The 21,534-nt window shown below is 61.6% G+C and carries 24 protein-coding genes and 1 pseudogene; 16 read left to right on the forward strand and 9 right to left on the reverse strand.

Features of this window, described 5'->3' with window-relative positions; translation table 11 throughout:
* Nucleotides 1-31 precede the first annotated feature (31 nt).
* Nucleotides 32-361, reverse strand: a complete 330-nt coding sequence (locus tag AC4PS7_RS05340; protein WP_010211799.1) for an EscU/YscU/HrcU family type III secretion system export apparatus switch protein — start codon at nt 359-361, stop codon at nt 32-34.
* Nucleotides 358-1,935: a flagellar hook-length control protein FliK gene (fliK, locus tag AC4PS7_RS05345; RefSeq protein WP_492179175.1), complete on the reverse strand. Its 1,578-nt coding sequence runs from the start codon at nt 1,933-1,935 to the stop codon at nt 358-360. The genes AC4PS7_RS05340 and fliK overlap by 4 nt, the downstream gene beginning before the upstream one ends.
* Before the next feature lie 200 nt (nt 1,936-2,135).
* Between fliK and ccmA the strand changes: the two genes are divergently transcribed.
* From ccmA to phnN, 12 genes and pseudogenes are all read left to right on the forward strand, one after another.
* On the forward strand, nt 2,136-2,771 hold the full coding sequence (ccmA, locus tag AC4PS7_RS05350; RefSeq protein ID WP_044286874.1) for a cytochrome c biogenesis heme-transporting ATPase CcmA: 636 nt from the start codon (nt 2,136-2,138) through the stop codon (nt 2,769-2,771).
* Nucleotides 2,768-3,436, forward strand: a complete 669-nt coding sequence (gene ccmB / locus AC4PS7_RS05355; protein WP_003189951.1) for a heme exporter protein CcmB — start codon at nt 2,768-2,770, stop codon at nt 3,434-3,436. The genes ccmA and ccmB overlap by 4 nt, the downstream gene beginning before the upstream one ends.
* 83 nt (nt 3,437-3,519) lie before the next feature.
* Nucleotides 3,520-4,275 (forward strand): heme ABC transporter permease, encoded by a 756-nt coding sequence (locus AC4PS7_RS05360; RefSeq protein WP_010211793.1) that lies wholly within the window; start codon nt 3,520-3,522, stop codon nt 4,273-4,275.
* Nucleotides 4,272-4,448, forward strand: a complete 177-nt coding sequence (gene ccmD / locus AC4PS7_RS05365) for a heme exporter protein CcmD (protein WP_010211791.1) — start codon at nt 4,272-4,274, stop codon at nt 4,446-4,448. Before AC4PS7_RS05360 ends, ccmD begins: the two co-directional genes overlap by 4 nt.
* Nucleotides 4,445-4,900: a cytochrome c maturation protein CcmE gene (gene ccmE, locus AC4PS7_RS05370; RefSeq protein WP_042570794.1), complete on the forward strand. Its 456-nt coding sequence runs from the start codon at nt 4,445-4,447 to the stop codon at nt 4,898-4,900. The genes ccmD and ccmE overlap by 4 nt, the downstream gene beginning before the upstream one ends.
* A 3-nt stretch (nt 4,901-4,903) precedes the next feature.
* Entirely contained in the window at nt 4,904-6,892 is a 1,989-nt protein-coding gene (locus AC4PS7_RS05375) for a heme lyase CcmF/NrfE family subunit (protein ID WP_492179179.1), read from the forward strand.
* Nucleotides 6,889-7,425 (forward strand): DsbE family thiol:disulfide interchange protein, encoded by a 537-nt coding sequence (locus AC4PS7_RS05380; RefSeq protein ID WP_010211784.1) that lies wholly within the window; start codon nt 6,889-6,891, stop codon nt 7,423-7,425. Before AC4PS7_RS05375 ends, AC4PS7_RS05380 begins: the two co-directional genes overlap by 4 nt.
* Complete coding sequence (locus AC4PS7_RS05385; protein WP_012723038.1) at nt 7,422-7,895, forward strand: cytochrome c-type biogenesis protein; 474 nt, start codon at nt 7,422-7,424, stop codon at nt 7,893-7,895. The genes AC4PS7_RS05380 and AC4PS7_RS05385 overlap by 4 nt, the downstream gene beginning before the upstream one ends.
* Nucleotides 7,888-9,075, forward strand: a complete 1,188-nt coding sequence (gene ccmI / locus AC4PS7_RS05390) for a c-type cytochrome biogenesis protein CcmI (RefSeq protein WP_047543543.1) — start codon at nt 7,888-7,890, stop codon at nt 9,073-9,075. The genes AC4PS7_RS05385 and ccmI overlap by 8 nt, the downstream gene beginning before the upstream one ends.
* 16 nt (nt 9,076-9,091) lie before the next feature.
* Nucleotides 9,092-9,487 carry a hypothetical protein gene (locus AC4PS7_RS05395; protein WP_010211781.1) on the forward strand — a complete coding sequence of 132 codons (396 nt, stop codon included), beginning with the start codon at nt 9,092-9,094 and terminating at the stop codon, nt 9,485-9,487.
* Between the two features lie 89 nt (nt 9,488-9,576).
* Nucleotides 9,577-9,714: pseudogene (locus tag AC4PS7_RS05400) on the forward strand (alpha-D-ribose 1-methylphosphonate 5-triphosphate diphosphatase); the annotation flags it as partial.
* A 52-nt stretch (nt 9,715-9,766) separates the two neighbouring features.
* Nucleotides 9,767-10,339, forward strand: coding sequence for a phosphonate metabolism protein/1,5-bisphosphokinase (PRPP-forming) PhnN (phnN, locus tag AC4PS7_RS05405; protein WP_154846898.1), 573 nt, complete (start codon nt 9,767-9,769; stop codon nt 10,337-10,339).
* Nucleotides 10,340-10,363: 24 nt separating this feature from the next.
* Here the strand turns inward: phnN and AC4PS7_RS05410 are convergent, their stop codons facing one another.
* Complete coding sequence (locus AC4PS7_RS05410) at nt 10,364-10,840, reverse strand: GNAT family N-acetyltransferase (RefSeq protein ID WP_045792371.1); 477 nt, start codon at nt 10,838-10,840, stop codon at nt 10,364-10,366.
* A 319-nt stretch (nt 10,841-11,159) separates the two neighbouring features.
* Here AC4PS7_RS05410 and AC4PS7_RS05415 point away from each other — a divergent pair, with 319 nt between their 5' ends.
* The 3 genes from AC4PS7_RS05415 to AC4PS7_RS05425 all read left to right on the forward strand — a co-directional run bounded on the left by AC4PS7_RS05415 (nt 11,160) and on the right by AC4PS7_RS05425 (nt 13,626).
* Complete coding sequence (locus AC4PS7_RS05415; protein WP_154846897.1) at nt 11,160-11,348, forward strand: type II toxin-antitoxin system HicA family toxin; 189 nt, start codon at nt 11,160-11,162, stop codon at nt 11,346-11,348.
* An 11-nt stretch (nt 11,349-11,359) separates the two neighbouring features.
* On the forward strand, nt 11,360-11,764 hold the full coding sequence (locus tag AC4PS7_RS05420) for a type II toxin-antitoxin system HicB family antitoxin (RefSeq protein ID WP_010211776.1): 405 nt from the start codon (nt 11,360-11,362) through the stop codon (nt 11,762-11,764).
* Between the two features lie 305 nt (nt 11,765-12,069).
* Nucleotides 12,070-13,626 (forward strand): M10 family metallopeptidase C-terminal domain-containing protein, encoded by a 1,557-nt coding sequence (locus AC4PS7_RS05425; protein WP_044286877.1) that lies wholly within the window; start codon nt 12,070-12,072, stop codon nt 13,624-13,626.
* Nucleotides 13,627-13,635: 9 nt separating this feature from the next.
* Here the strand turns inward: AC4PS7_RS05425 and AC4PS7_RS05430 are convergent, their stop codons facing one another.
* On the reverse strand, nt 13,636-14,832 hold the full coding sequence (locus tag AC4PS7_RS05430) for an MFS transporter (protein WP_021492219.1): 1,197 nt from the start codon (nt 14,830-14,832) through the stop codon (nt 13,636-13,638).
* A 176-nt stretch (nt 14,833-15,008) separates the two neighbouring features.
* Here AC4PS7_RS05430 and AC4PS7_RS05435 point away from each other — a divergent pair, with 176 nt between their 5' ends.
* A complete protein-coding gene (locus tag AC4PS7_RS05435) occupies nt 15,009-15,623 on the forward strand; it encodes a DUF5666 domain-containing protein (protein WP_021492218.1) in 615 nt (204 codons plus the stop codon).
* Between the two features lie 129 nt (nt 15,624-15,752).
* On the opposite strand, the gene AC4PS7_RS05440 is transcribed toward AC4PS7_RS05435, so the two are convergent.
* The 5 genes from AC4PS7_RS05440 to AC4PS7_RS05460 form a co-directional block, all read right to left on the reverse strand.
* On the reverse strand, nt 15,753-16,757 hold the full coding sequence (locus tag AC4PS7_RS05440; RefSeq protein WP_010211770.1) for a sulfate ABC transporter substrate-binding protein: 1,005 nt from the start codon (nt 16,755-16,757) through the stop codon (nt 15,753-15,755).
* Nucleotides 16,758-16,862: 105 nt separating this feature from the next.
* On the reverse strand, nt 16,863-17,687 hold the full coding sequence (locus AC4PS7_RS05445) for an ion transporter (RefSeq protein ID WP_010211769.1): 825 nt from the start codon (nt 17,685-17,687) through the stop codon (nt 16,863-16,865).
* 31 nt (nt 17,688-17,718) lie between these two features.
* The gene (locus tag AC4PS7_RS05450; RefSeq protein WP_047543536.1) at nt 17,719-18,594 is read right to left on the reverse strand and encodes an urea transporter; all 876 of its coding nucleotides are present in this window, start codon (nt 18,592-18,594) and stop codon (nt 17,719-17,721) included.
* 130 nt (nt 18,595-18,724) lie between these two features.
* Nucleotides 18,725-20,140, reverse strand: a complete 1,416-nt coding sequence (pyk, locus tag AC4PS7_RS05455; protein ID WP_016979579.1) for a pyruvate kinase — start codon at nt 20,138-20,140, stop codon at nt 18,725-18,727.
* Nucleotides 20,130-21,410, reverse strand: a complete 1,281-nt coding sequence (locus AC4PS7_RS05460) for a glycerate kinase type-2 family protein (protein ID WP_137206494.1) — start codon at nt 21,408-21,410, stop codon at nt 20,130-20,132. Before AC4PS7_RS05460 ends, pyk begins: the two co-directional genes overlap by 11 nt.
* Nucleotides 21,411-21,534: the final 124 nt, after the last annotated feature.

Below are 21,534 nucleotides of genomic sequence, written 5' to 3' on the forward strand. Positions count from 1 at the left end.
TCCCACAGTTTGTTTTGTGTTTGTCTGTGAGTCAGTAGTCATCCCCACGCTCCGTCACATCCCGCTCCACCGGGCCCGCATCCGGGTCATACCCCACCGGGAACTTGCCCTTCAATGTCCATGCAAACGCAATGATCTCGGCAATCGTGCGGTACAACTCCTCTGGAATGCTGTCACCCAGTTCCATCCGCGCCAGCAGCTTCACCAGCTCGGCGTTTTCATAGATGGGCACTTCGTTTTCCCGCGCCAGCTTCAGGATGGCCTCGGCCAGGGCATCGTCGCCCTTGGCGGTCAGGGTTGGTGCCTGCTGGCCGTCGTACTTGAGGGCGATCGCCTGGCGCGGTGGCGTAGGGTTTTTCATGCGGTCTCATCCACCCAGCGTTGCTCCAGTCCGGTTTTAGGCCCGCGCGGCGGGGTGCCGAGGTGGCAATCGAGGTCGCCGACATTGATGCCCGATGTCACCAGGCGTTCGCGCAGGTTGCCCAAGTGGCTTTCGATCAAGCTGGCGGTAAAGGGCCGGGAGGCCCACAACTGGCTGGACAGTTTGCCCTGGCTCAATTGCGCCTGGACCTGCAAAGGCCCCAGCGGCTCCATGTCGAAAGCCAACTCGACGCGCCAGAGCATCTGTTTGGCGTCCTTTTTCTCTTTGCGATCGGGCTGATCCTTGTCCGGCGCCGGCTCTTCGCGTTGGAACTTGACCTGCAACGGCACGATGTCCTGCAGGGTGCGCATGGGGATTTCCAACTGCCAGGTGGTTTGCAGGCGGCCGTCGGCGGTGGTGCCTGTTTGTTCCAGGCTCGACAGCTGATGGCTTTGCAACCGCGAGATCGCCCCGGCGGCCAGGCGCAGCAGGTTTTCCAGGTCGCCTTCGCCTTCCAGTTTTGCCATCAACCGTTCGGGCAGTGGGAAGCCGGCGGGCATCTGGCGCGCGCTGACCTGGCCGAGCGTATTCAGTGGACTGCGCACGAAGTTGGGCAGCACCTGGGCCAGGGTGTTGGCGGCGAGGATGGCATTCATATTGGTGTTGGCGGGTAGGGCTGGCAGCAAATCGGCGACTAGGCGCAGCAAAGCGCCTTTCATATCCAGAGGCGGGATCTGTGGGTTTTGCCCGGCAAGCAGCTTGGCTTCAAGAAACGCGCCGCTGTTCTGGATGACTTGCGCCAGTACCTTGGGATTGCTGACCTGGGCCAGGTCGGGCAGGGCGGCAAGCAAACGCTCGGCGGCGCCGCGCAGCTCGGCGGAGGTCGTGTCGCCGCGCGGCAGGTTTTGCAGCGCGGTGAAGACCGCATCCAGCGAGCCCTGGCGACTTTGCTGGGTCGACAGTTGCTGCGTGACGGCCAACTGATCCTTGAGCCCGCTCAACGGCACAAAGCTCAAGGTCTGCGTATTCTGCACCACAGCGCTGAGCAGGCTGCCGACGCGCAGTGGCTGGGGGCTTTCCACGTTCAGGGTCGCGCTGGCCAGCGCGCTGTTGAGCACGGTGACCAATGACCGATAGATCGCCGGTTGCGCCGTGCCCTGGGGCAGCATCTGGGTGGTCAGCACCTTGGCCTGCAACAGTGTGCCCACCGGCATCTGATCCGTGTCGATGCGGGTGAGGGCGGCGACATTGGCGCTCAAGGCTTGTTGCAGGCTGAGGGTCAGGTTGCCGGTGGGCGTCTGGCTCACCGCCACGTTGCTGCCCAGCGGCAGCGGCTGCGGGCTGCTTGCCTGTACCAATGTCTGGCGACCGCCCTCGAGGGTCAACTTGAGCAACAACTGAAAGGCTTCACCGCCTTGTTTCAGGGCGATGACCTCGGCATTCGCGGTTTTCCCGGGGTCGATCAGGCCGATCTGCGGCTCCAGCAGTTTCAACAGTTCGCCGGCCACAGGCGCAGGGCCGGGCCCGGCTGCCGGAGCAGGTGGAAGCGTAGGAAGGTTGATCTCACCGGTCATCGCGCGCGTCGTCTCTGGGGAAATTGCCCTCTTTAGAGTAGGGCATCACATGTATAATGCCGCCCGTCTGCAAAGAGAGCGGTAAAAACCTCACAACTATTTGATCCAGCTCTCTAAAATCGGTCGCCAAAGCCGTTATTGTGCATTTCTCTTTAACGGCCGCTGCACCGCCGACTTGAACCGTAAAGGCCCGCGATCTTTTGACCAGCCCTCTTCTTGAAGCCGTAGCGCTCTCCTGTGAACGCGACCTGCGCCTGCTGTTCGAGCACCTCGAATTGCGGCTGACGGGCGGTGACATGGTGCAGGTCAGCGGGCCCAACGGCAGCGGCAAGACCAGTTTGCTGCGCCTGCTGGCAGGGTTGATGCAGCCCACGGCTGGTGAAGTTCGACTGAATGGCAAACCCCTCAACGAACAACGCACCGAACTGGCACGCAACCTCATTTGGATCGGCCACGCCGCCGGGATCAAAGACGTGCTCACCGCCGAAGAAAACCTCAGCTGGCTCAGCGCCCTGCATCATCCCGTATCCCGCGATGCCATCTGGCAGGCTCTGGCCGCCGTCGGCCTCAAAGGCTTTGAAGATGTTCCCTGTCACACCTTGTCCGCCGGTCAACAGCGCCGCGTGGCTCTGGCGCGTTTGTATCTGCCGGGCCCGCCGTTATGGATTCTCGACGAGCCCTTCACCGCCCTGGATAAACAAGGCGTCGCCCAGCTTGAAGAGCACTTGGCGCGGCATTGCGAACAGGGCGGCACGGTATTGCTCACCACCCACCACACCCTGACGCGTATGCCCGCCGGCTACCGTGATCTTGACCTGGGGGAGTGGTCAGCATGAGCGTATTCGCCCTGTTGGTCGCCCGCGAAGCGCGGTTGCTGTGCCGTCGGCCGGCCGAACTGGCCAACCCGCTGGTGTTTTTCGCGATTGTCATCGCGTTGTTCCCGCTGGCGGTCGGCCCCGAGACTAAACTGTTGCAAACCTTGTCCCCAGGACTGGTGTGGGTGGCCGCGCTTTTATCGGTCCTGCTCTCGCTGGACGGGCTGTTTCGCAGTGATTTCGAAGACGGTTCCCTGGAACAGTGGGTCCTTTCGTCGCACCCTCTGCCACTTCTGGTACTGGCCAAGGTGCTGGCACACTGGGCTTTTTCCGGCCTGGCGCTAGTCTTGCTCTCGCCGCTGCTGGCGATGATGCTGGGCTTGCCCGTCGAATGCCTGCCGGTGTTGCTCCTGTCCTTGTTGCTCGGTACGCCGGTGCTCAGCCTGTTGGGGGCGGTGGGCGCAGCGTTGACCGTGGGTTTGAAGCGGGGTGGCCTGTTGCTGGCCCTGTTGATTCTGCCTTTGTACATTCCGGTATTGATCCTGGGCAGTGGTGCTTTGCAGGCCGCGCTCATGGGCATGCCGGCGACCGGTTACCTCTTGTGGCTTGGTAGCCTGACCGCCCTGGCGGTAACCCTGACACCCTTTGCTATAGCCGCCGGCCTGAAGATCAGCGTCGGCGAATAATGAGGTCTGGTTAAGCGTTGTCTTAACCAGTAAAGACCCTAAGCTTTTCGCAACGACGAAACGCTACCGTGATGGATACAGCAATGAACTGGACCTGGTTTCACAAGCTCGGCTCGCCCAAATGGTTCTATGGCATCAGCGGCAAGCTGCTGCCGTGGCTGAGCGTCGCCGCCGTGTTGCTGATCGGCATCGGCCTGGTCTGGGGCCTGGCCTTCGCGCCGCCGGACTACCAGCAAGGCAACAGCTTTCGCATCATCTATATCCACGTTCCCGCCGCGATGCTGGCCCAGTCCTGCTACGTGATGCTGGCGGTGTGCGGCATCGTCGGCCTGGTGTGGAAGATGAAACTGGCGGACGTGGCCCTGCAATGCGCTGCGCCGATTGGTGCGTGGATGACTGCCGTGGCGCTGGTCACCGGCGCGATCTGGGGCAAACCCACCTGGGGCTCATGGTGGGTGTGGGATGCACGACTAACGTCCATGTTGATCCTGCTGTTCCTGTACTTCGGTCTGATTGCCCTGGGCAACGCGATCAGCAATCGTGACAGCGCCGCCAAAGCCTGCGCGGTGCTGGCGATTGTCGGCGTGATCAACATCCCGATCATCAAATACTCGGTAGAGTGGTGGAACACCCTGCACCAGGGCGCCACCTTCACGCTCACCGAAAAGCCGGCAATGCCCGTAGAGATGTGGGCGCCGCTCCTGTTGATGGTGTTGGGGTTCTACTGTTTCTTCGGCGCCGTGCTGCTGATGCGCATGCGCCTCGAAGTGCTCAAGCGTGAATCGCGCACCCGTTGGGTCAAGGCCGAAGTACAAAGCAGCCTGGGAGCGCGCGCATGAGTTTTGCTTCTTTCAGCGAGTTTCTCGCCATGGGCCATCACGGCCTGTATGTCTGGACGGCCTATGGCATCTGCCTGGCAGTGCTGGCCCTCAACGTCGCCGCGCCGATCCTGGCCCGCAAGCGTTACCTGCAACAAGAGGCGCGTCGTCTGCGCCGGGAGACCGATAAGTGAATCCGCTGCGTAGAAAGCGTCTGTTGATCATTCTTGCGATTCTGGTGGGCGTCGGCATTGCCGTCGGCCTGGCCTTGAGCGCCCTGCAGCAGAACATCAACCTGTTCTACACCCCGACCCAGATCGCCAATGGCGAAGCGCCGGTGGACACACGGATCCGCGCCGGCGGCATGGTTGAGAAGGGCTCACTGAAGCGTTCCGGTGATTCCCTCGACGTGACCTTCGTGGTCACCGACTTCAACAAGGCCGTGACCATCACCTACCGCGGCATCCTCCCGGACCTGTTCCGCGAAGGCCAGGGCATCGTCGCCCTGGGCAAGCTCAATGCCGACGGCGTGGTGGTGGCCGACGAAGTGCTGGCCAAGCACGATGAGAAATACATGCCGCCGGAAGTCACCAAGGCCCTGAAAGACAGCGGCCAATCCGCGCCAACGCCTGCCAAGGAGGGCTAAGCCATGACGTCCGCACTGTTTATTCCGGAGCTGGGGCAGTTGGCGATGATCCTCGCCCTGTGCTTTGCCATCGTCCAGGCCGTGGTGCCATTGCTCGGCGCCTGGCGCGGTGATCGCTTGTGGATGAGCCTGGCGCAGCCTGCGGCCTGGGGCCAGTTTGCGTTCCTGCTGTTCGCGTTTGGCTGCCTGACCTACGCCTTCATGACCGACGACTTTTCCGTCGCCTACGTCGCCAACAACTCCAACACGGCGTTGCCTTGGTACTACAAGTTCAGTGCCGTGTGGGGCGCCCATGAAGGTTCGCTGCTGCTGTGGGCGTTGATCCTCGGCGGCTGGACCTTCGCCGTGTCGGTGTTCTCCCGGCAACTGCCGCAAGTGATGCTGGCTCGCGTGCTGGCGGTGATGGGCATGATCAGCATCGGCTTCCTGCTGTTCCTGATCATGACCTCCAACCCGTTCAGCCGCATCCTGCCGCAGATCCCGGCGGACGGGCACGACCTCAACCCATTGCTGCAGGACATCGGCCTGATCGTGCACCCGCCGATGCTCTACATGGGTTACGTGGGGTTCTCGGTGGCCTTCGCCTTCGCCATCGCCGCCTTGCTCGGCGGACGTCTCGATGCGGCCTGGGCGCGCTGGTCGCGGCCGTGGACCATCGTGGCCTGGGCGTTCCTCGGCATCGGTATCACCTTGGGGTCCTGGTGGGCCTACTACGAACTTGGCTGGGGCGGCTGGTGGTTCTGGGACCCGGTGGAAAACGCCTCCTTCATGCCCTGGCTGGTCGGTACCGCGCTGATTCACTCGCTGGCCGTCACCGAAAAACGCGGCGTGTTCAAGAGCTGGACCGTGCTGCTGGCCATCGCGGCGTTTTCCCTCAGCCTGCTCGGCACATTCCTTGTGCGCTCGGGTGTGCTGACCTCGGTGCATGCGTTCGCGTCCGACCCTGAGCGCGGCGTTTTCATCCTGATCTTCCTGCTGTTTGTGGTGGGGGGGTCCCTGACGTTGTTTGCGTTGCGTGCGCCAGTGGTCAAGAGCCGGGTCGGCTTCAACCTGTGGTCGCGGGAAACCCTGTTGCTGGGCAATAACCTGGTGCTGGTGGTGGCCGCGTCGATGATCCTGCTCGGCACCCTGTACCCGCTGGTGCTGGATGCCTTGAGCGGCGCCAAGTTGTCCGTGGGCCCGCCGTACTTCAACGCGTTGTTTATCCCGTTGATGGGCCTGTTGATGGTGGTGATGGCCGTTGGCGTGCTGGTGCGCTGGAAAGACACCCCGGTGAAATGGCTGGTGGGCATGCTGATGCCGGTGCTGCTCGGCAGCGTGGCCTTGGCCGTGATCGCCGGGGTTGCCTACGGCGATTTCAACTGGGCAGTGCTCGCCACCTTCCTGCTCGCCGCCTGGGTATTGCTGGCCGGCGTGCGTGACATCTTTGACAAGACTCGCCACAAAGGCCTGATCAAAGGCCTGCCAACCCTGACCCGCAGCTATTGGGGCATGCAGATCGCCCACATCGGCATCGCCGTGTGCGCCCTGGGTGTGGTGCTCTCCAGTCAGAACAGCGCCGAGCGCGACCTGCGCCTGGCACCGGGAGAGTCCATGGACCTGGCCGGTTACCACTTCATTTTTGAAGGCGCCAAGCACTTCGAAGGGCCGAACTTCACGTCAGACAAAGGCACCGTTCGTGTAGTCCGCAACGGTAAGGAAAACGCCGTGCTGCACCCGGAAAAACGTCTGTACACCGTGCAGAGTTCGATGATGACCGAGGCCGGTATCGACGCCGGTTTCACCCGCGACCTGTATGTGGCGCTGGGTGAACCCTTGGGCGACGGTGCCTGGGCGGTGCGTGTGCATGTGAAACCGTTTGTACGCTGGATCTGGTTCGGCGGCTTGCTCACCGGTTTCGGTGGTTTGCTGGCTGCGCTGGACCGGCGTTATCGGGTCAAGGTCAAGAGCCGGGTGCGTGAAGCCCTCGGTCTGCAAGGAGCGGCGGTATGAAGCGTTGGTTGATGGTTGTGCCGCTGGCGTTGTTCCTGGTGGTCGCCGTGTTCCTGTATCGCGGTCTGTATCTGGACCCGGCCGAGCTGCCCTCAGCGATGATCGGCAAGCCGTTCCCGGCGTTTTCACTGCCGACCGTGCAGGGCGACAAGACCCTGACTCAAGCTGACTTGCTGGGCAAACCGGCGCTGGTCAACGTGTGGGGCACCTGGTGCATCTCCTGCCGTGTCGAACACCCGGTGCTGAACAAGCTGGCCGAGAAGGGCGTGGTGATCTACGGCATCAACTACAAGGACGACAATGCGGCGGCCTTGAAATGGCTGGCCGAGTTCCACAACCCTTATCAGCTGGATATCCGTGATGAAGACGGCAACCTCGGCCTGAACCTCGGCGTCTACGGTGCCCCGGAAACCTTTTTCATCGATGCCAAGGGCGTGATCCGTGACAAGTACGTCGGTGTGATCGACGAAGTGGTCTGGCGCGAGCAACTGGCCGCCAAGTACCAGGCACTGGTCGATGAGGCCAAGCCATGAAGCGTCTGTTAGCCGCTGCAGTCCTGGCGCTTGGACTGGTCGGCGTGGCCCATGCCGCCATCGACACCTACGAGTTCGCCAAGGACGGTGATCGCGAGCGCTTTCGCGAACTGACCAAGGAACTGCGCTGCCCCAAGTGCCAGAACCAGGACATCGCCGACTCCAACGCACCCATCGCCGCCGACCTGCGCAAAGAGATCTTCCGCATGCTGGGGGAGGGCAAGGACAACCAGCAGATCATCGACTTCATGGTCGACCGCTACGGTGATTTCGTGCGCTACAAACCGGCCCTCACCGGCAAGACCGCGCTGCTCTGGTTCGGCCCCGCCGGGCTGTTGCTGGCTGGCGTGGTGGTGATGGCCGTGATTGTGCGCCGCCGCCGCGCCGCGCCGACCGATGGTTCCGACGCGCTGTCTCCTGAAGAGCGTAAACGCCTCGACCAATTGCTGGACACCAAGACTGATGATTGATTTCTGGCTCGCAGCCGGCTTGCTGCTTCTGATTGCCCTGAGTTTCCTGTTGATCCCTATACTGCGCGGCCGCCGTGCCCAGCGTGAAGAGGACCGCACCGCGTTGAACGTGGCGCTGTACCAAGAGCGTGTCGCCGAGCTGCAAGTGCAGCAGGACGAAGGCGTGCTCAACGCCGCGCAACTCGACACCGGCCGCGCCGAAGCGGCGCGTGAATTGCTGGCCGACACTGAAGGTGTAGAAAAGCCCCGTGAATCGCGCCTGGGCAAGCCGCTGCCATTTCTGGCCGCGTTTTTGGTGCCAGCCCTGGGTGTTGCGCTGTACCTGCATTACGGGGCCAGCGACAAGGTTGAACTCACCCGCGAATTCGCCCAGCCACCGGTGTCCATGGAAGACATGACCCAGCGCCTGGAACGCGCCGCTGCCGCCCAGCCGGATTCGGCAGAAGGCTTGTACTTTCTGGGCCGTGCCTACATGGCCCAGGACCGGTCCGCCGATGCCGCCAACGTGTTCGAACGCACCGTGGCGCTGGCCGGTCGTCAGCCGGAACTGCTCGGCCAGTGGGCCCAGGCGCAGTACTTTGCCGACAACAAACAGTGGTCGCCCAAGGTTCAGGCGTTGACGGACGAGGCCTTGAAGCTTGATCCGAAGGAAGTCACCAGCCTTGGCCTGCTGGGTATCGCTGCGTTTGAAGGCCAGCGTTATCAGGAGGCTATCGACTACTGGAACCGTCTGCTGGCCCAGCTGCCACCGGAAGACAACTCCCGTGCGGCGTTGCAAGGCGGTATCGACCGTGCTGCCGAAAAACTCAAAGAGAGCGGTGGCACCGTCGCCCCTCAAAAAGCCGCGATGAAAGTTCGTGTGGATCTGAGCGCCGACGTGAAGGCCAAAGCCCTGCCCACCGACAGCGTATTCATCTTCGCCCGCGCCGTGAAAGGCCCGCCGGCACCGTTGGCAGCCAAACGCGTCACCGTCGCCGAACTGCCGATCACCGTCGAACTGGGCGATGCCGACGCAATGATGCCGCAGTTGAAACTGTCGAACTTCCCCGAAGTCCAACTGGTTGCGCGCATATCCCGGGCAGGTGTTCCGACAGCTGGCGAATGGATCGGCCGCAGCCAACCCTTGGCCAGCACCACCACTGCGCTGCAGCAGCTGACCATCGACAGTCCGGATAAGTAATTTCGAGGAAACGCCTATGACCGCACTCGCAAGAATCACCCTGCTCAGCCTGGTATTGGGCCTGAGCGCTTGTGCGGTCCACCGCCCACCTCCTGCGCCCACCGGCCCGACCATTCCACCGTCGGGCCCGTCGACCCAGCCGAGCACCAAGCCGTCCGGCCCGGTGACCCCAGCGCCGAAGCCAGTGCCGACTAAGTCAGCGACGTTCGCCCCACCGCCGGGCGCGGTGAGCCACTGGGACGGCAGGATGCAGGTGTATGTGCTCGACGAACAGCCCGACACCTTCTACCGCCAGCGCACCTACTACCGCTGGAGCAACGGCTGGAGCCGCTCCATCAGCCCGAACGGCCCATGGGAAGAAACCGACGTGCAAGGCGTGCCGCCGGGGTTGAGCAAGCAATACGCGCAATGACAAAAGGCGACCTTTGAAAGGTCGCCTTTTTTATTCTCAACAGCCAACCTGGCCCTCAACCCCCCACTTACCGTCGGCCCAGGTAAGAGGGCGCGCCAAACGTGGTGCGCGGCGGGTGGGACTCGGGTAATGTGGCCGCCGCCGGCCTGGCGGCTGAGGGATTGCTGGGTATACTTTCCAGTGACTATTACCCGGCCAGCCTCTGGGGAGCAGTCAAGATGATTAGCCTGGGCTTCCGGTAATGCAACAAGCAGGGCGACAAGCGAAGAGGGTGTTTTGATGGCAGGCAGGTTGATCTATCTCATCGGGCCCTCCGGCTCGGGCAAGGACAGCCTGCTGGATGCCGCACGCCCACGTCTGGCCGAGCGCGGTTGTCGCATCGTACGCCGCGTTATCACTCGCTCGGCGGAAGCGGTGGGCGAGGCGGCGCAAGGGGTCCGCCCGGAGCAGTTCGCCTCGATGCAGGCCGAGGGCGCATTTGCCCTCAGCTGGCAGGCGAATGGCTTGTCCTATGGCATTCCGAAAGTGATCGACGATTGGTTGGCGGCAGGTGACGACGTGCTGGTCAACGGCTCCCGCGCGCACCTCGCACAGACCCGCGAGCGTTATCCGACGTCGCTGGTGTTGCTGCTGACGGTGGATCAGGCGGTACTACGCCAGCGCTTGATCGCACGCGGGCGTGAGGCACTGGTGGATATCGACGCCCGCCTGGCACGCAATGCGCGGTTCACTGCCGAGTTGATCGCGGGGAATGGGGCGGGGTTGTTCGTGCTAGACAACTCCGGTCCCCTGGAACATACGGTCGAGCGCCTGCTGTGCTGCCTCGACCACGGGCACTCGGCATGCGCCTGACGCGGGCGTTGTGCAGTATTGAGGCTATAGGGTTAACTCGACGGGATCACCCGTGTTGGCGAGGGTGAACCCGTTTTTCTGGAAGCAACTCACCGCCCATGTGGACTTTTTATAGCACCGTGCGTAGATACGCTTCTGGCCATTGTTCAAAGTGATTTCGTGTTGAATCAGCGCTGTCATGCACCCTGTCCGGCGTAACGCTTTCAGCGTCCAGGCCAGGTGGATTTCGATTTCATTAGCATCCACCAGCGACAGTGCGAACGCCGCAGGCACGGAGTTGACTTCGGCCACCCAGGCTCTGGAAGTGACTTGATGGGGACGCGTTTGTCCCGCCCTCAACTTGATCATCGTGAAAGGTACGCCAGAAAGTGCGGCGCCAAGCAACGCGTTCGCTTGGGTGTAGGCAGTGGGTAGAAAGTGTTTGAGTGCAACGCCCTCCTTGAGCATGGCAATCACCGGTGCTCGATCGTTTTCCTGCAGTGGTCGTATGGTCACGGTCATTTTGCTTTCCTTATGGGAGACAGGCAGAACATTGGCCCATCGGTACTTCAAGAGTATCCAGGCATCTACGCAGGTTCTACTCAACTACACGCCGTTCAGCCGTGTTATGTGGGGCGCGCCTCAGTAAACCCGTCCACCTATTCCAGACCAGTTCACCGATGCGCAGGGCGACGTCGATGTCTTCTCATGTGTTTACGGTGTCGAGCAGGCAGGTTTTCAATATCCCGTAAAACAGCCGTCAGTCAGCCCCGCGTCTTTTGTGCTTGAGTAAAGATAACTCTAGGGTTACTTTTATTCAGGCCAAGCCAAGGAGGCAGGGGTGCAAAGCAGGTTATTCATCAAAGAACTGCAAGAGGCGGGTTGGGTGTTGGACCGGGTCGCGGGCAGTCATCATATTTTTACTCACCGCTATAACCCGTACACCATTCCGGTACCCCACCCAAAAAAGGACCTGCCGCTGGGCACTGTCAAAAGCATCAGGAAACGCGCCGGCTTGTTTCAGTTTTAAGGAGAACATTCATGCAATACCCAATCTGTATCGAATGGGGCGATGACTTCACCGCCACCGGTATTCAGATCCCCGACATCCCTGGCGCAGTCACCGCTGGGGACAGTTTTGAGGAGGCCTATAACGCTGCGGTGGAAGTCGCCCACATCATGCTGCAAGAGATTGCCGCAGAGGGTGGACCGATTCCCCTGCCAACGTCGGTGGCCAACCATCATGCGCACGAAGATTACGCCGGCATGGGCTGGGGGATGTTGGAGTTGGACATCTCGCCCTACCTGGGCAAGACCGAGAAGGTCAATGTGACCTTGCCCGGTTATGTCATCCAGCGCATCGACCGTTATGTGCGTGAGCACAAGGTCAAGAGTCGCTCTTCCTTTCTGGCGGATGCCGCGCTGGAGAAGCTGGTGCGGTCCTGAGGAAGATTTAAGGAATATGTCCTGATCGTTGGGAAAATAGCGTACTGGCACCCGAAGTGCTTTTTTAGATTTTGTTTTTTTCTTGTTAAAACAACTCGATGCCGCCGGGGATTTTGTGTTGTCGGGTGTTTAAATTGCAACGGAATACCTGGTTGTATCGCCTCCTGTTTCGACGCGCGCAGGTGTTGCGGTTAGAACCAAATCTGCGTTGGTATCGGATTTTTCAGCGTGCGAATTTACCTCTGGAAGGGTTGGTCAACGATCGCTTGACCGGCTCCCGTTATTGAAACCAAAGGTGTCGCACAATGAATAATTATGACCTGCGCAGTAGGAGCTCTCTGAATAGCGTGCCGGTAGCGGACTTCGGCCCGTTGGGTGTGGGGGCTGGGAGTAAACCGTCTTACACAACGGACCAGGCGGCTAATCAACTTACCCGGGAAAACCTGCGTTTTCATGACCGTAATGGTGATTCGAAAGTCGATGTGAATTACACGGTGGACAACAGCTTCACCCACCAGCAGCAGGGGCGCGTCCGCCAGGCAGTGCAGTCCTGGCAGGATGTCGCCAATATCAACTTTCGCGAGCAGGCGAGTGGGACGGACGGCACTCTCAACATTCGCAACAATCCGGGCGGTGATCGAGGGGTGGCCACCTTTCCTGGCCGTTTCACTACCCAGACTTCAGCCACGATTGGCACGCGCAGAGAAAACGGGGCACCGGCATTGGGCAGTCAGTTTTCGATAACGGCTATCCATGAGATCGGCCACGCCATTGGCCTGCAGCATCCAGGGAACTACAACGGGAACGGTTTCGATTACCTGAACAGCGCGGTCTACGCCGAGGATACCAAGGCGCGTACGGTGATGAGTTATTGGTCGGAAAAAAACCAGAAGGGACACGACTTCAAAGGGCAGAATCCGTCCGCGCCGATGATGGACGATATTGCAGCGGCACAACGCTTGTACGGGGCCAATCACCAAACCCGTAACACCAATACCACCTATGGCTTCAACTCCAATACTGAGCGCGAGGCGATGAGCCTCAAGAGCGCTGCTGACAAACCGGTTTTCTGTGTCTGGGACGGTGGTGGCGTCGACACGATGGACTTCTCCGGGTTCTCCCAGGATCAGAACATCAACCTGAAAGCCGAATCGTTTTCCGATGTGGGCGGGCTGAAGGGCAATGTGTCCATTGCCAAGGGCTGCACGATTGAAAACGCGATTGGCGGCTCTGGCCGGGACACTGTGTCGGGCAATGAGGCCGCGAATCGGCTCAAGGGCGGCGGAGGGGGCGACACCCTGAGAGGCGGTGGCGGCGCGGACACCTTTGTCTACGACAAGGCCAGCGACTCCACGCCGACTGACCCGGACATGATCCAGGATTTCACCAGCGGTACGGACAAGATCGATGTGTCGGGCGCCTTGAAGGGCGCTGGGCTGAGCGGCCTGGCCTTCACTGATCGGTTCACGGGGCGAGCCGGTGAAGCGGTGCTCAAGCATGACCCCGGCACAGGCCTTTCAAGCCTGGCCATTGACCTGAAGGGAACGGGCAACGCGGACCTATTGATCAAGAGCAAGGGCGCGATCAAGCCAACTGATGTGCAGTGGGGCGGTCAAGCGCCTGAGGTTCAGCCTGCACCTGCACCCGTGCCGACACCCACGCCGACACCCACGCCGACACCGACACCGACACCGCCTCCGGTCCCAACACCCGCTCCCTCCCCGTTGCCGGATAAGGCACAGGAACACGCCGCCGGCTTGATTCAGATGTTCGCCACCACCCTGCTAGCATTTTTCTCGCAGTTGCTGAGCCGGCTGACATCGCCGTCCGGCCAAGCATCCGCGGAAAAAAACCAGTCTTGAACCGCTGCCTCAAGCAGTGGCGACTGTGGCCTGGCGTGAAGCACTGAGGAACCGCAGTAACGCAATCAGAGGGAATGCGCTGCCCACCAGCATCACGCCCAGCCAGCCGCCGTGTTCATACACGCTGCTGGCAATCGCCGAGCCGAAGGCGCCGCCAATAAAGATGCTGGTCATGTACAGCGCGTTCAGGCGGCTGCGGCTGTTGGCGTCGAGGGCGTAGATAGCGCGCTGGCCGAGCACCATATTCATCTGCACGCAGAAGTCCAGGACCACACCGGTCACGGCCAGGCCGATCACGCTGTACAACGGGTGTACAAAGGCCGGCAGGAAACTCAACGCCGCAAACAGCATGGCCAGCAACGAAGCGCGATGGGTATGCCCGGCATCGGCCAGGCGACCGGCGACGGGCGCCGCAATGGCGCCCAGCGCACCGACCAGTGCAAACAGCGCGATCTCGCTTTGGCTCAGGCCGTGGTTACGCGCCAGTTCCAGTGGGGCAGCGGTCCAGAACAGGCTGAAGGTGGCGAACATGCAACCCTGATAGAACGCCCGTTGGCGCAATACCGGTTGCTCACGCAGCAACGTGCCGAGGGAGCGCAGCAACTGGCCATAGGTGGCACTGTGGTCAGGCTGGCGCTTGGGGATGGTGATCAGCAACACCACGCTGATTAACGCCATCAACGCCGCAGCGGCCATGAACATTGCGCGCCAACCGAAGTGGTCCGCCACCACGCTGGACACGGGCCGAGCCAGCAGGATGCCCAACAACAGACCGCCCATGATGCTGCCGACCACGCGGCCTCGGGACTCGGCGGGTGCCAGGTGCGCGGCCAGCGGGATCAGGATCTGCACCGACACCGAGCTGAAGCCGATCAGCAGCGACACCAGCAGGAACAGGTTCGGTTGTTCGGTAAATGCCGCCCCCAACAGGCTGGCGATGGCCAGCACGGTGGTGGCGATCATCAGCTTGCGGTTTTCCAGCAGGTCACCCAGCGGTACCAGGAAAAACAGGCCCAGGGCGTAACCAATTTGTGTCAACGAGACGATCAGGCTGGCCATGGCGGGCGTCAGGCCGATGTCCGGCGCGATCAGCTCGATGATCGGTTGTGCATAGTAAATGTTGGCAACGATGGCGCCGCAGCAAAACGCGAACAGCATCACCATGCTCCGGGTCATGGTGGTTGTAGCGTGGGAGGTAGCGTTCATGGTGTTCTCATAAAAGCGAATGAAAGTGAGGCGAGCCTAAAGACAACACCGTAGACCGGGTAGGCCGCTTGCAGTGATAACACTCATGCCCAGTAATGATGAGTGAATCGTTAACTTTCGGCGCGAAGGGTGATGATACATTCAGGCACAACTGCCGAAACAGGAAATTGAAGGTCATGAAAATCACATTGAACAAGATGCTCCTGGCTTCCACGCTTGCCGCCGCCATGGCCGTGGGCCTGGCCCAGGCCGAGGATGTCCCGCGGGTGGGCGTACGCGGCGCCATCACGGCGATGGAGGGCGACGCGATGCACGTCAAGGTCAACAGCGGCGAGGACGTCATCGTGCACCTGACCCCAAGCACTCAGGTGCGCGCGGTCACCCTGGCCAAGATCGATGAGATCAAGCCGGGCAGCTACATTGGCTCCGCCGCCATGCCCAACGCCGATGGCAGCCTGACGGCGCTGGAAGTGCACGTGTTCCCACCGGCCATGGCCGGCACGGGCGACGGGCATCGCGCGTTTGACTTGAAGGAAGGCAGCAGCATGACCAACGGCACCGTCGGCGACCTGGTGGTCAGCAACGGGCGGACGTTGACGGTGAAATACAAAGGCGGCGAACAGAAGATCGTGGTGCCGGAGGATGTGCCGATCGTCAACCTGGAACCTGGCGATCGCAGCTTGCTCAAGCCAGGGGTGAAGGTGGTGATGTTTGCGGCGCAGGGGGCGGATGGGATCATCACTGCCCAGGCTATCTCAGCCGGCAAGGATGGCGTGACACCACCGATGTAAAGTCTGGCGCAGAACCCAATGTGGGAGCGGGCTTGCTCGCGAATGGGGAGTATCAGTCACTGAATCAGTTGGCTGATACACCGCATCCGCGAGCAAGCCCGCTCACACAGGTTTAGTGCGTTGCGTCAGTTATTGACCCGAGTAAACCTGATCAAACACCCCACCATCATTAAAGTGGGTCTTCTGCACCGTGCGCCAGTCACCAAAGGTCTTCTCTACCGACAGGAAGTCGACTTTCGGGAAGCGGTCAGTGTATTTGGCCAGCACTTTCGGGTCACGTGGACGCAGGTAGTTGTTCGCCGCGATTTCCTGACCTTCCGGCGACCACAGGTACTTCAGGTAGTCTTCGGCGGCCACGCGGGTGCCTTTCTTCTCGACCACCTTGTCGACCACCGACACCGGTGGCTCGGCTTCGGCGGAGACGCTTGGATAGACCACTTCGAACTGATCGCGACCGAATTCACGGGCGATCATTTCCGCCTCATTCTCGAACGTCACCAGCACGTCGCCGATCTGGTTGGTCATGAAGGTGGTGGTGGCCGCACGGCCACCGGTATCCAGCACCGGTGCCTGTTTGAATAGCTTGCCGACAAAGGCCTTGGCCTTGTTTTCATCGCCGCCGTTCTTCAGCACATAGCCCCAGGCCGACAGGTAGGTGTAGCGGCCGTTACCCGAGGTTTTCGGGTTGGGCACGATCACCTGCACGCCGTCTTTCAACAGGTCCGGCCAGTCCTTCAGGGCTTTTGGGTTGCCTTTGCGCACGATGAAGACCGTGGCGGAAGTAAACGGCGCGCTGTTGTTCGGCAGGCGAGTGACCCAGTTGTCCGGCACCAGCTTGCCATTGTCGACCAGGGCGTTGATGTCGGTGGCCATGTTCATGGTGATCACGTCAGCCGGCAGGCCGTCGATCACCGAGCGCGCTTGTTTGCTGGAACCACCGAAGGACATCTGCAGGGTCAGCTTGTCGTTCGGGTGTTCGGCTTCCCAGTGCTTCTGGAAAGCGGCGTTGTAGTCCTTGTAGAAATCGCGCATTACGTCGTAGGAGACGTTGAGCAGTGTGACGGGTGCGGCCTGGACGGCGCCCGCCAGGGCAAGGCCGGCGGCCAGGAGAGAGGCGCTAACGAGTTTTTTCACTGCTCATTCCTTGTTGTTCGAGACGGTTGTCAATTGAGTAGGGGCAATTTGCCAGCGACTATAGCTGGCGCCGCATAGACGCTTAAAGATTAAAACGTACTTTGCTTATTCCACTTTATGGAAAAGGTTGCTCCCGCAGCGCGAGCAGAAGGCGGCATTTGGCTCATGGCTGTTCTTCTTGCACACCGGGCAGTCGGTTTGCAGCTGTTCGCCCCGCATTGCGCTCGCCAGTTCAGCGGTAAAAATCCCGGTGGGCACGGCGATGATCGAATAACCGGTGATCATCACCAGCGATGAAATCACCTGGCCCAACGGCGTCTTCGGCACAATGTCGCCAAAGCCCACGGTGGTCAGGGTCACGATGGCCCAGTAGATGCCCTTGGGGATGCTGGTAAAGCCGTGCTCCGGACCTTCAATCACGTACATCAAGGTGCCGAACACCGTGACCAGCGTGCACACGCTGACCAGGAACACCACGATCTTCTGCTTGCTGCCCCGCAACGCCGACATCAGGTAGTTGGCCTGCTTGAGGTAGGGGCTGAGCTTGAGCACGCGGAAGATCCGCAGCATTCGGATGATGCGGATGATCAGCAGGTACTGCGCATCGCTGTAATACAGCGCGAGGATGCCGGGCACGATGGCCAGCAAGTCCACCAGCCCATAAAAGCTGAAGGCATAGCGTAACGGCTTGGGCGAGCAATACAGGCGCAACCCGTATTCGATCAGGAAGATCAGCGTGAAGCCCCATTCGATATAGGCCAGCACATCGGCGTAGTTCTGGTGTATCTGGTCGATGCTGTCGAGCATCACGATCACCAGGCTGGCGAGGATGATCAGCAGCAAGATGCCGTCAAAGCGCCGCCCGGCGACCGTGTCACTTTGAAAAACCATGACGTAGAGCCGCTGGCGCCAGTCGTTATTGCTGTCCATAAATCCCGCCTGAAACGAATATCGAGCAAGCCTAGGGGGATTCGAAGGGCCTGTCCATGCGGGGTTTGCGCAGCACCCGAGCGCCAGCGCGCACCAGCCAACAGGCGAGGATGAACGGCGCGGTCAACGCAGGCAGATGCAGGGCGGCAAAGCCTGGGGTGAGGGTGATTGCCAGCAGGATGCCGAGCAGCGGCAGCCAGGGTTGGCGACGTATTTGGCTCAACGCCACGGCAGCCAGCGCCGGGTTGTAGCTGTGCAGGCCAAGGAGGGCAGTGGCGGGTTCGTCCAGCCACAGCGCGATCAGTACGCCGACACTGGCGCCGATCAACGCCCAGGTGGCCGCGCGGCGGTTGGCCAACCACAGGCCCAACGCAATCAAGGCGCCGGCCACAGGCTGGTCCAGCAGCATGATTTGGGCGAGCCCGGTAAAAGGCGCGGTGAAGATGGCCGAGGCGTCGGGTACGTTCAGGGCAAATGCACGCTCCGGCAGGGTGCCCAGCAGCAACCAACCCAGGCCGACAAACGGCGCGGTGTAGGCGGGCAAATCACTGGGCTGAGTGGCGCGTTTCAACCATTGCCGCGTCAGGATCGCACTCAAGCCACCGCACGCCAGGATCAGCGGCGGCAACACGGCTGACCAGGCGAAGTGCTGGCTGATCAACAACCCCAGCAACACGCCGTTGTAGCTGTACAGCCCTGCCTGGCGTTCGGCCTTGGGATAGGCCCGGCGCTGGGCCGTGAGCAACCCCGCCAGGCCTCCCAGCAGCGCGCCGCCAAGCAAGGTCGGCGCGCCGATCAGGATCGCCAGCAGGCACAGCAGGCCACACAGCGGCTGGCGCTGCAGGAAGATCTGGCTGAAGCCGTTAAGCAGGGCTTCGGCCCAGTCGGGACAGGTTGGGTTGTGCATTTGGGGTCATTCAATCAGGCCGAGTTGCCCTTATCGCAGGCAAGCCAGCTCCCACAGTTGACCGAGTTTTCATGTCGAACATCGATCAAATGTGGGAGCGGGCTTGCCCGCGATGAGGCCCTTACAGACGCTAAATCAACGTCTCGATACGCAATGAGTTCGTCGACCCCGGCTGCCCGAACGGCACCCCCGCCGTAATCACCAAGGTATCCCCACGCTCCGCCATCCCCTGCGCCTGGGCAATCTCCAGCGCCGTGGAACACACCTCGTCTACTTGGCGCAGCCTGTCATTGACCACCGAATGCACGCCCCACGCCACGCTCAACCGCCGCGCCGTGGACAGGTTCGGCGTGAGGTTGAGGATCGGCGCCACCGGCCGTTCCCGCGCCGCGCGCAGACTGGAACTGCCCGACTCGCTGTAGTTCACCAGCACTGCCACCGGCAGGATGCTGCTGATGCGGCGGATTGCGCAGCTGATGGCGTCCGATACGGTGGCATCCGCCTTCGGTCGGCTGACGTCGAGCTGAGCCTGGTAATCCGGGCCGTTCTCCACCTGGCGGATGATCTTGCTCATCATCTGCACGGCTTCCAGCGGGTATTCGCCGGATGCGGTTTCCGCCGACAGCATCACCGCGTCCGCGCCTTCGGCCACGGCATTGGCGACATCGGTGACTTCGGCGCGGGTCGGAGCCGGTGAGAAGCGCATCGACTCCAGCATCTGGGTCGCCACCACCACCGGTTTGCCCAGTTGGCGGCAGGTACTGATGATGTCTTTCTGGATCTGCGGCACACTCTCGGCGGGCACTTCCACGCCCAGGTCGCCTCTGGCCACCATGATCGCGTCGCTCAGTTCGGCGATTTCCTGCAGGCGCTGCACGGCCGAGGGCTTCTCGATCTTGGCCATCAGGAAGGCCTTGTCGCCGATCAGCTCGCGGGCTTCGCGGATATCTTCCGGGCGCTGTACGAACGACAGTGCCACCCAGTCCACGCCCAGCTCTAGGCCAAAGCTCAAATCGCGCCGATCCTTGGCGGTCAATGGGCTGAGCTCCAGCAGGGCTTGTGGGACGTTCACGCCTTTGCGGTCAGACAATTCGCCGCCGTTCAGTACGGTGGTGTCGATGGCGTCGGCATGTTTGGTGATGACCCGCAGGCGCAGCTTGCCATCGTCCAGCAGCAGGTCCATGCCGGGTTCCAGCGCCGCGATGATTTCCGGGTGGGGCAGGTTGACCCGACGCTGGTCGCCCGGTGTTTCGTCCAGGTCCAGGCGCAATGCCTGGCCACGCACCAGTTGCACCTTGCCCTCGGCAAAGCGCCCGACCCGCAGCTTCGGCCCTTGCAGGTCCATGAGGATACCCAGCGGGTAATTCAGCTGACGCTCGACCTGACGAATCCACTGGTAGCGCTGGGCGTGGTCGGCGTGGTCGCCGTGGCTGAAATTGAGCCGGAAGATGTTCACGCCAGCTTCCACCAGCTCGCGGATGTCATCGATACCGTCGGTGGCCGGGCCCAGGGTGGCGAGGATTTTGACCTTCTTGTCAGGCGTCATGTTTGGCAGTCTCAAGGATCAGGATGGCGCGGAAGTCGTTGACGTTGGTGCGCGTGGGCTCGGTGATGATCAAACCGTCGAGGGCGGCGAAATAGCCGTAGCCGTTGTTGTTATCCAGCTCGTCGCTGGCCGACAGGCCGAGGGCTTCGGCGCGCGAATAACTGCACGGCGTCATGATGGCGCCGGCGTTGTCTTCCGAGCCGTCGATGCCGTCGGTGTCACCGGCCAGGGCGTACACGCCGGGCAGGCCCTTTAGGCTGTCGGTGAGGCTCAGCAGGAACTCTGCATTGCGTCCGCCACGACCATTGCCACGTACCGTCACGGTGGTTTCGCCGCCGGAGAGAATCACGCACGGCGCTGCCAGCGGCTGGCCGTGTTGCACGATCTGTCGGGCGATGCCGGCGTGCACTTTAGCCACGTCCCGCGCTTCGCCTTCCAGGTCGCCGAGGATTAATGGACTGAACCCGGCCTGGCGCACTTTTACGGCGACTGCCTCCAGGGATTGCTGGGGGCGGGCGATCAATTGGAAGTGGCTACGGGCGAGCACCGGGTCGCCGGGCTTGACGGTTTCCGAGGCGGGGTTTTGCAACCAGCTGCGCACCGAAGCGGGGGCGTCGATGTTGTAGCGCTTGAGGATCGCCAGGGCTTGTTGCGAGGTGCTGGGGTCTCCGACCGTCGGGCCGGAGGCGATCACCGTGGCCTGGTCGCCCGGCACATCGGAAATCGCGTAGGTGTATACAGTGGCCGGCCATGCCGCTTTCGCCAATCGACCGCCTTTGATGGCCGACAGGTGCTTGCGCACGCAATTCATCTCGCCAATGGTGGCACCGGATTTGAGCAGGGCTTTGTTGATGGCCTGTTTGTCGGCCAGGGTGATGCCCTCGGCGGGCAGCGCCAGCAGGGCAGAGCCACCGCCGGACAACAGGAAGATAACGCGGTCGTGCTCCGTCAGGTTGCTGATCAGTGCCAGCACGCGCTGGGCCACGGCCAGGCCGGCGGCATCGGGCACCGGGTGAGCGGCTTCGACGATTTCGATTTTCTTGCACGGCGCGCCGTGCCCGTAGCGGGTCACGACCAGGCCGGTGACTTCACCCTGCCAGACGTTTTCCACGACCAGGGCCATGGCGGCGGCCGCTTTGCCAGCGCCGATCACGATCACACGACCGCTGCGGTCGGCGGGCAGGTAGGGTTCAAGGACTTGCCGGGGGTGGGCGGCGTCGATGGCTGTGGCAAACAGCTCGCGAAGCAGGTGTTGCGGATCGACCGACATAAGCGGGCTCCCGGGGATTCTTGTTATTAGAGGTGCATCACGTTTCGGATCGGAATGCGATCAAATGTGGGAGCGGGCTCGCTCGCGAATGCGGTCTGACATCCAACATCCATGCTGACTGATC

Source organism: Pseudomonas sp. DW-iso3 (assembly GCF_058725305.1).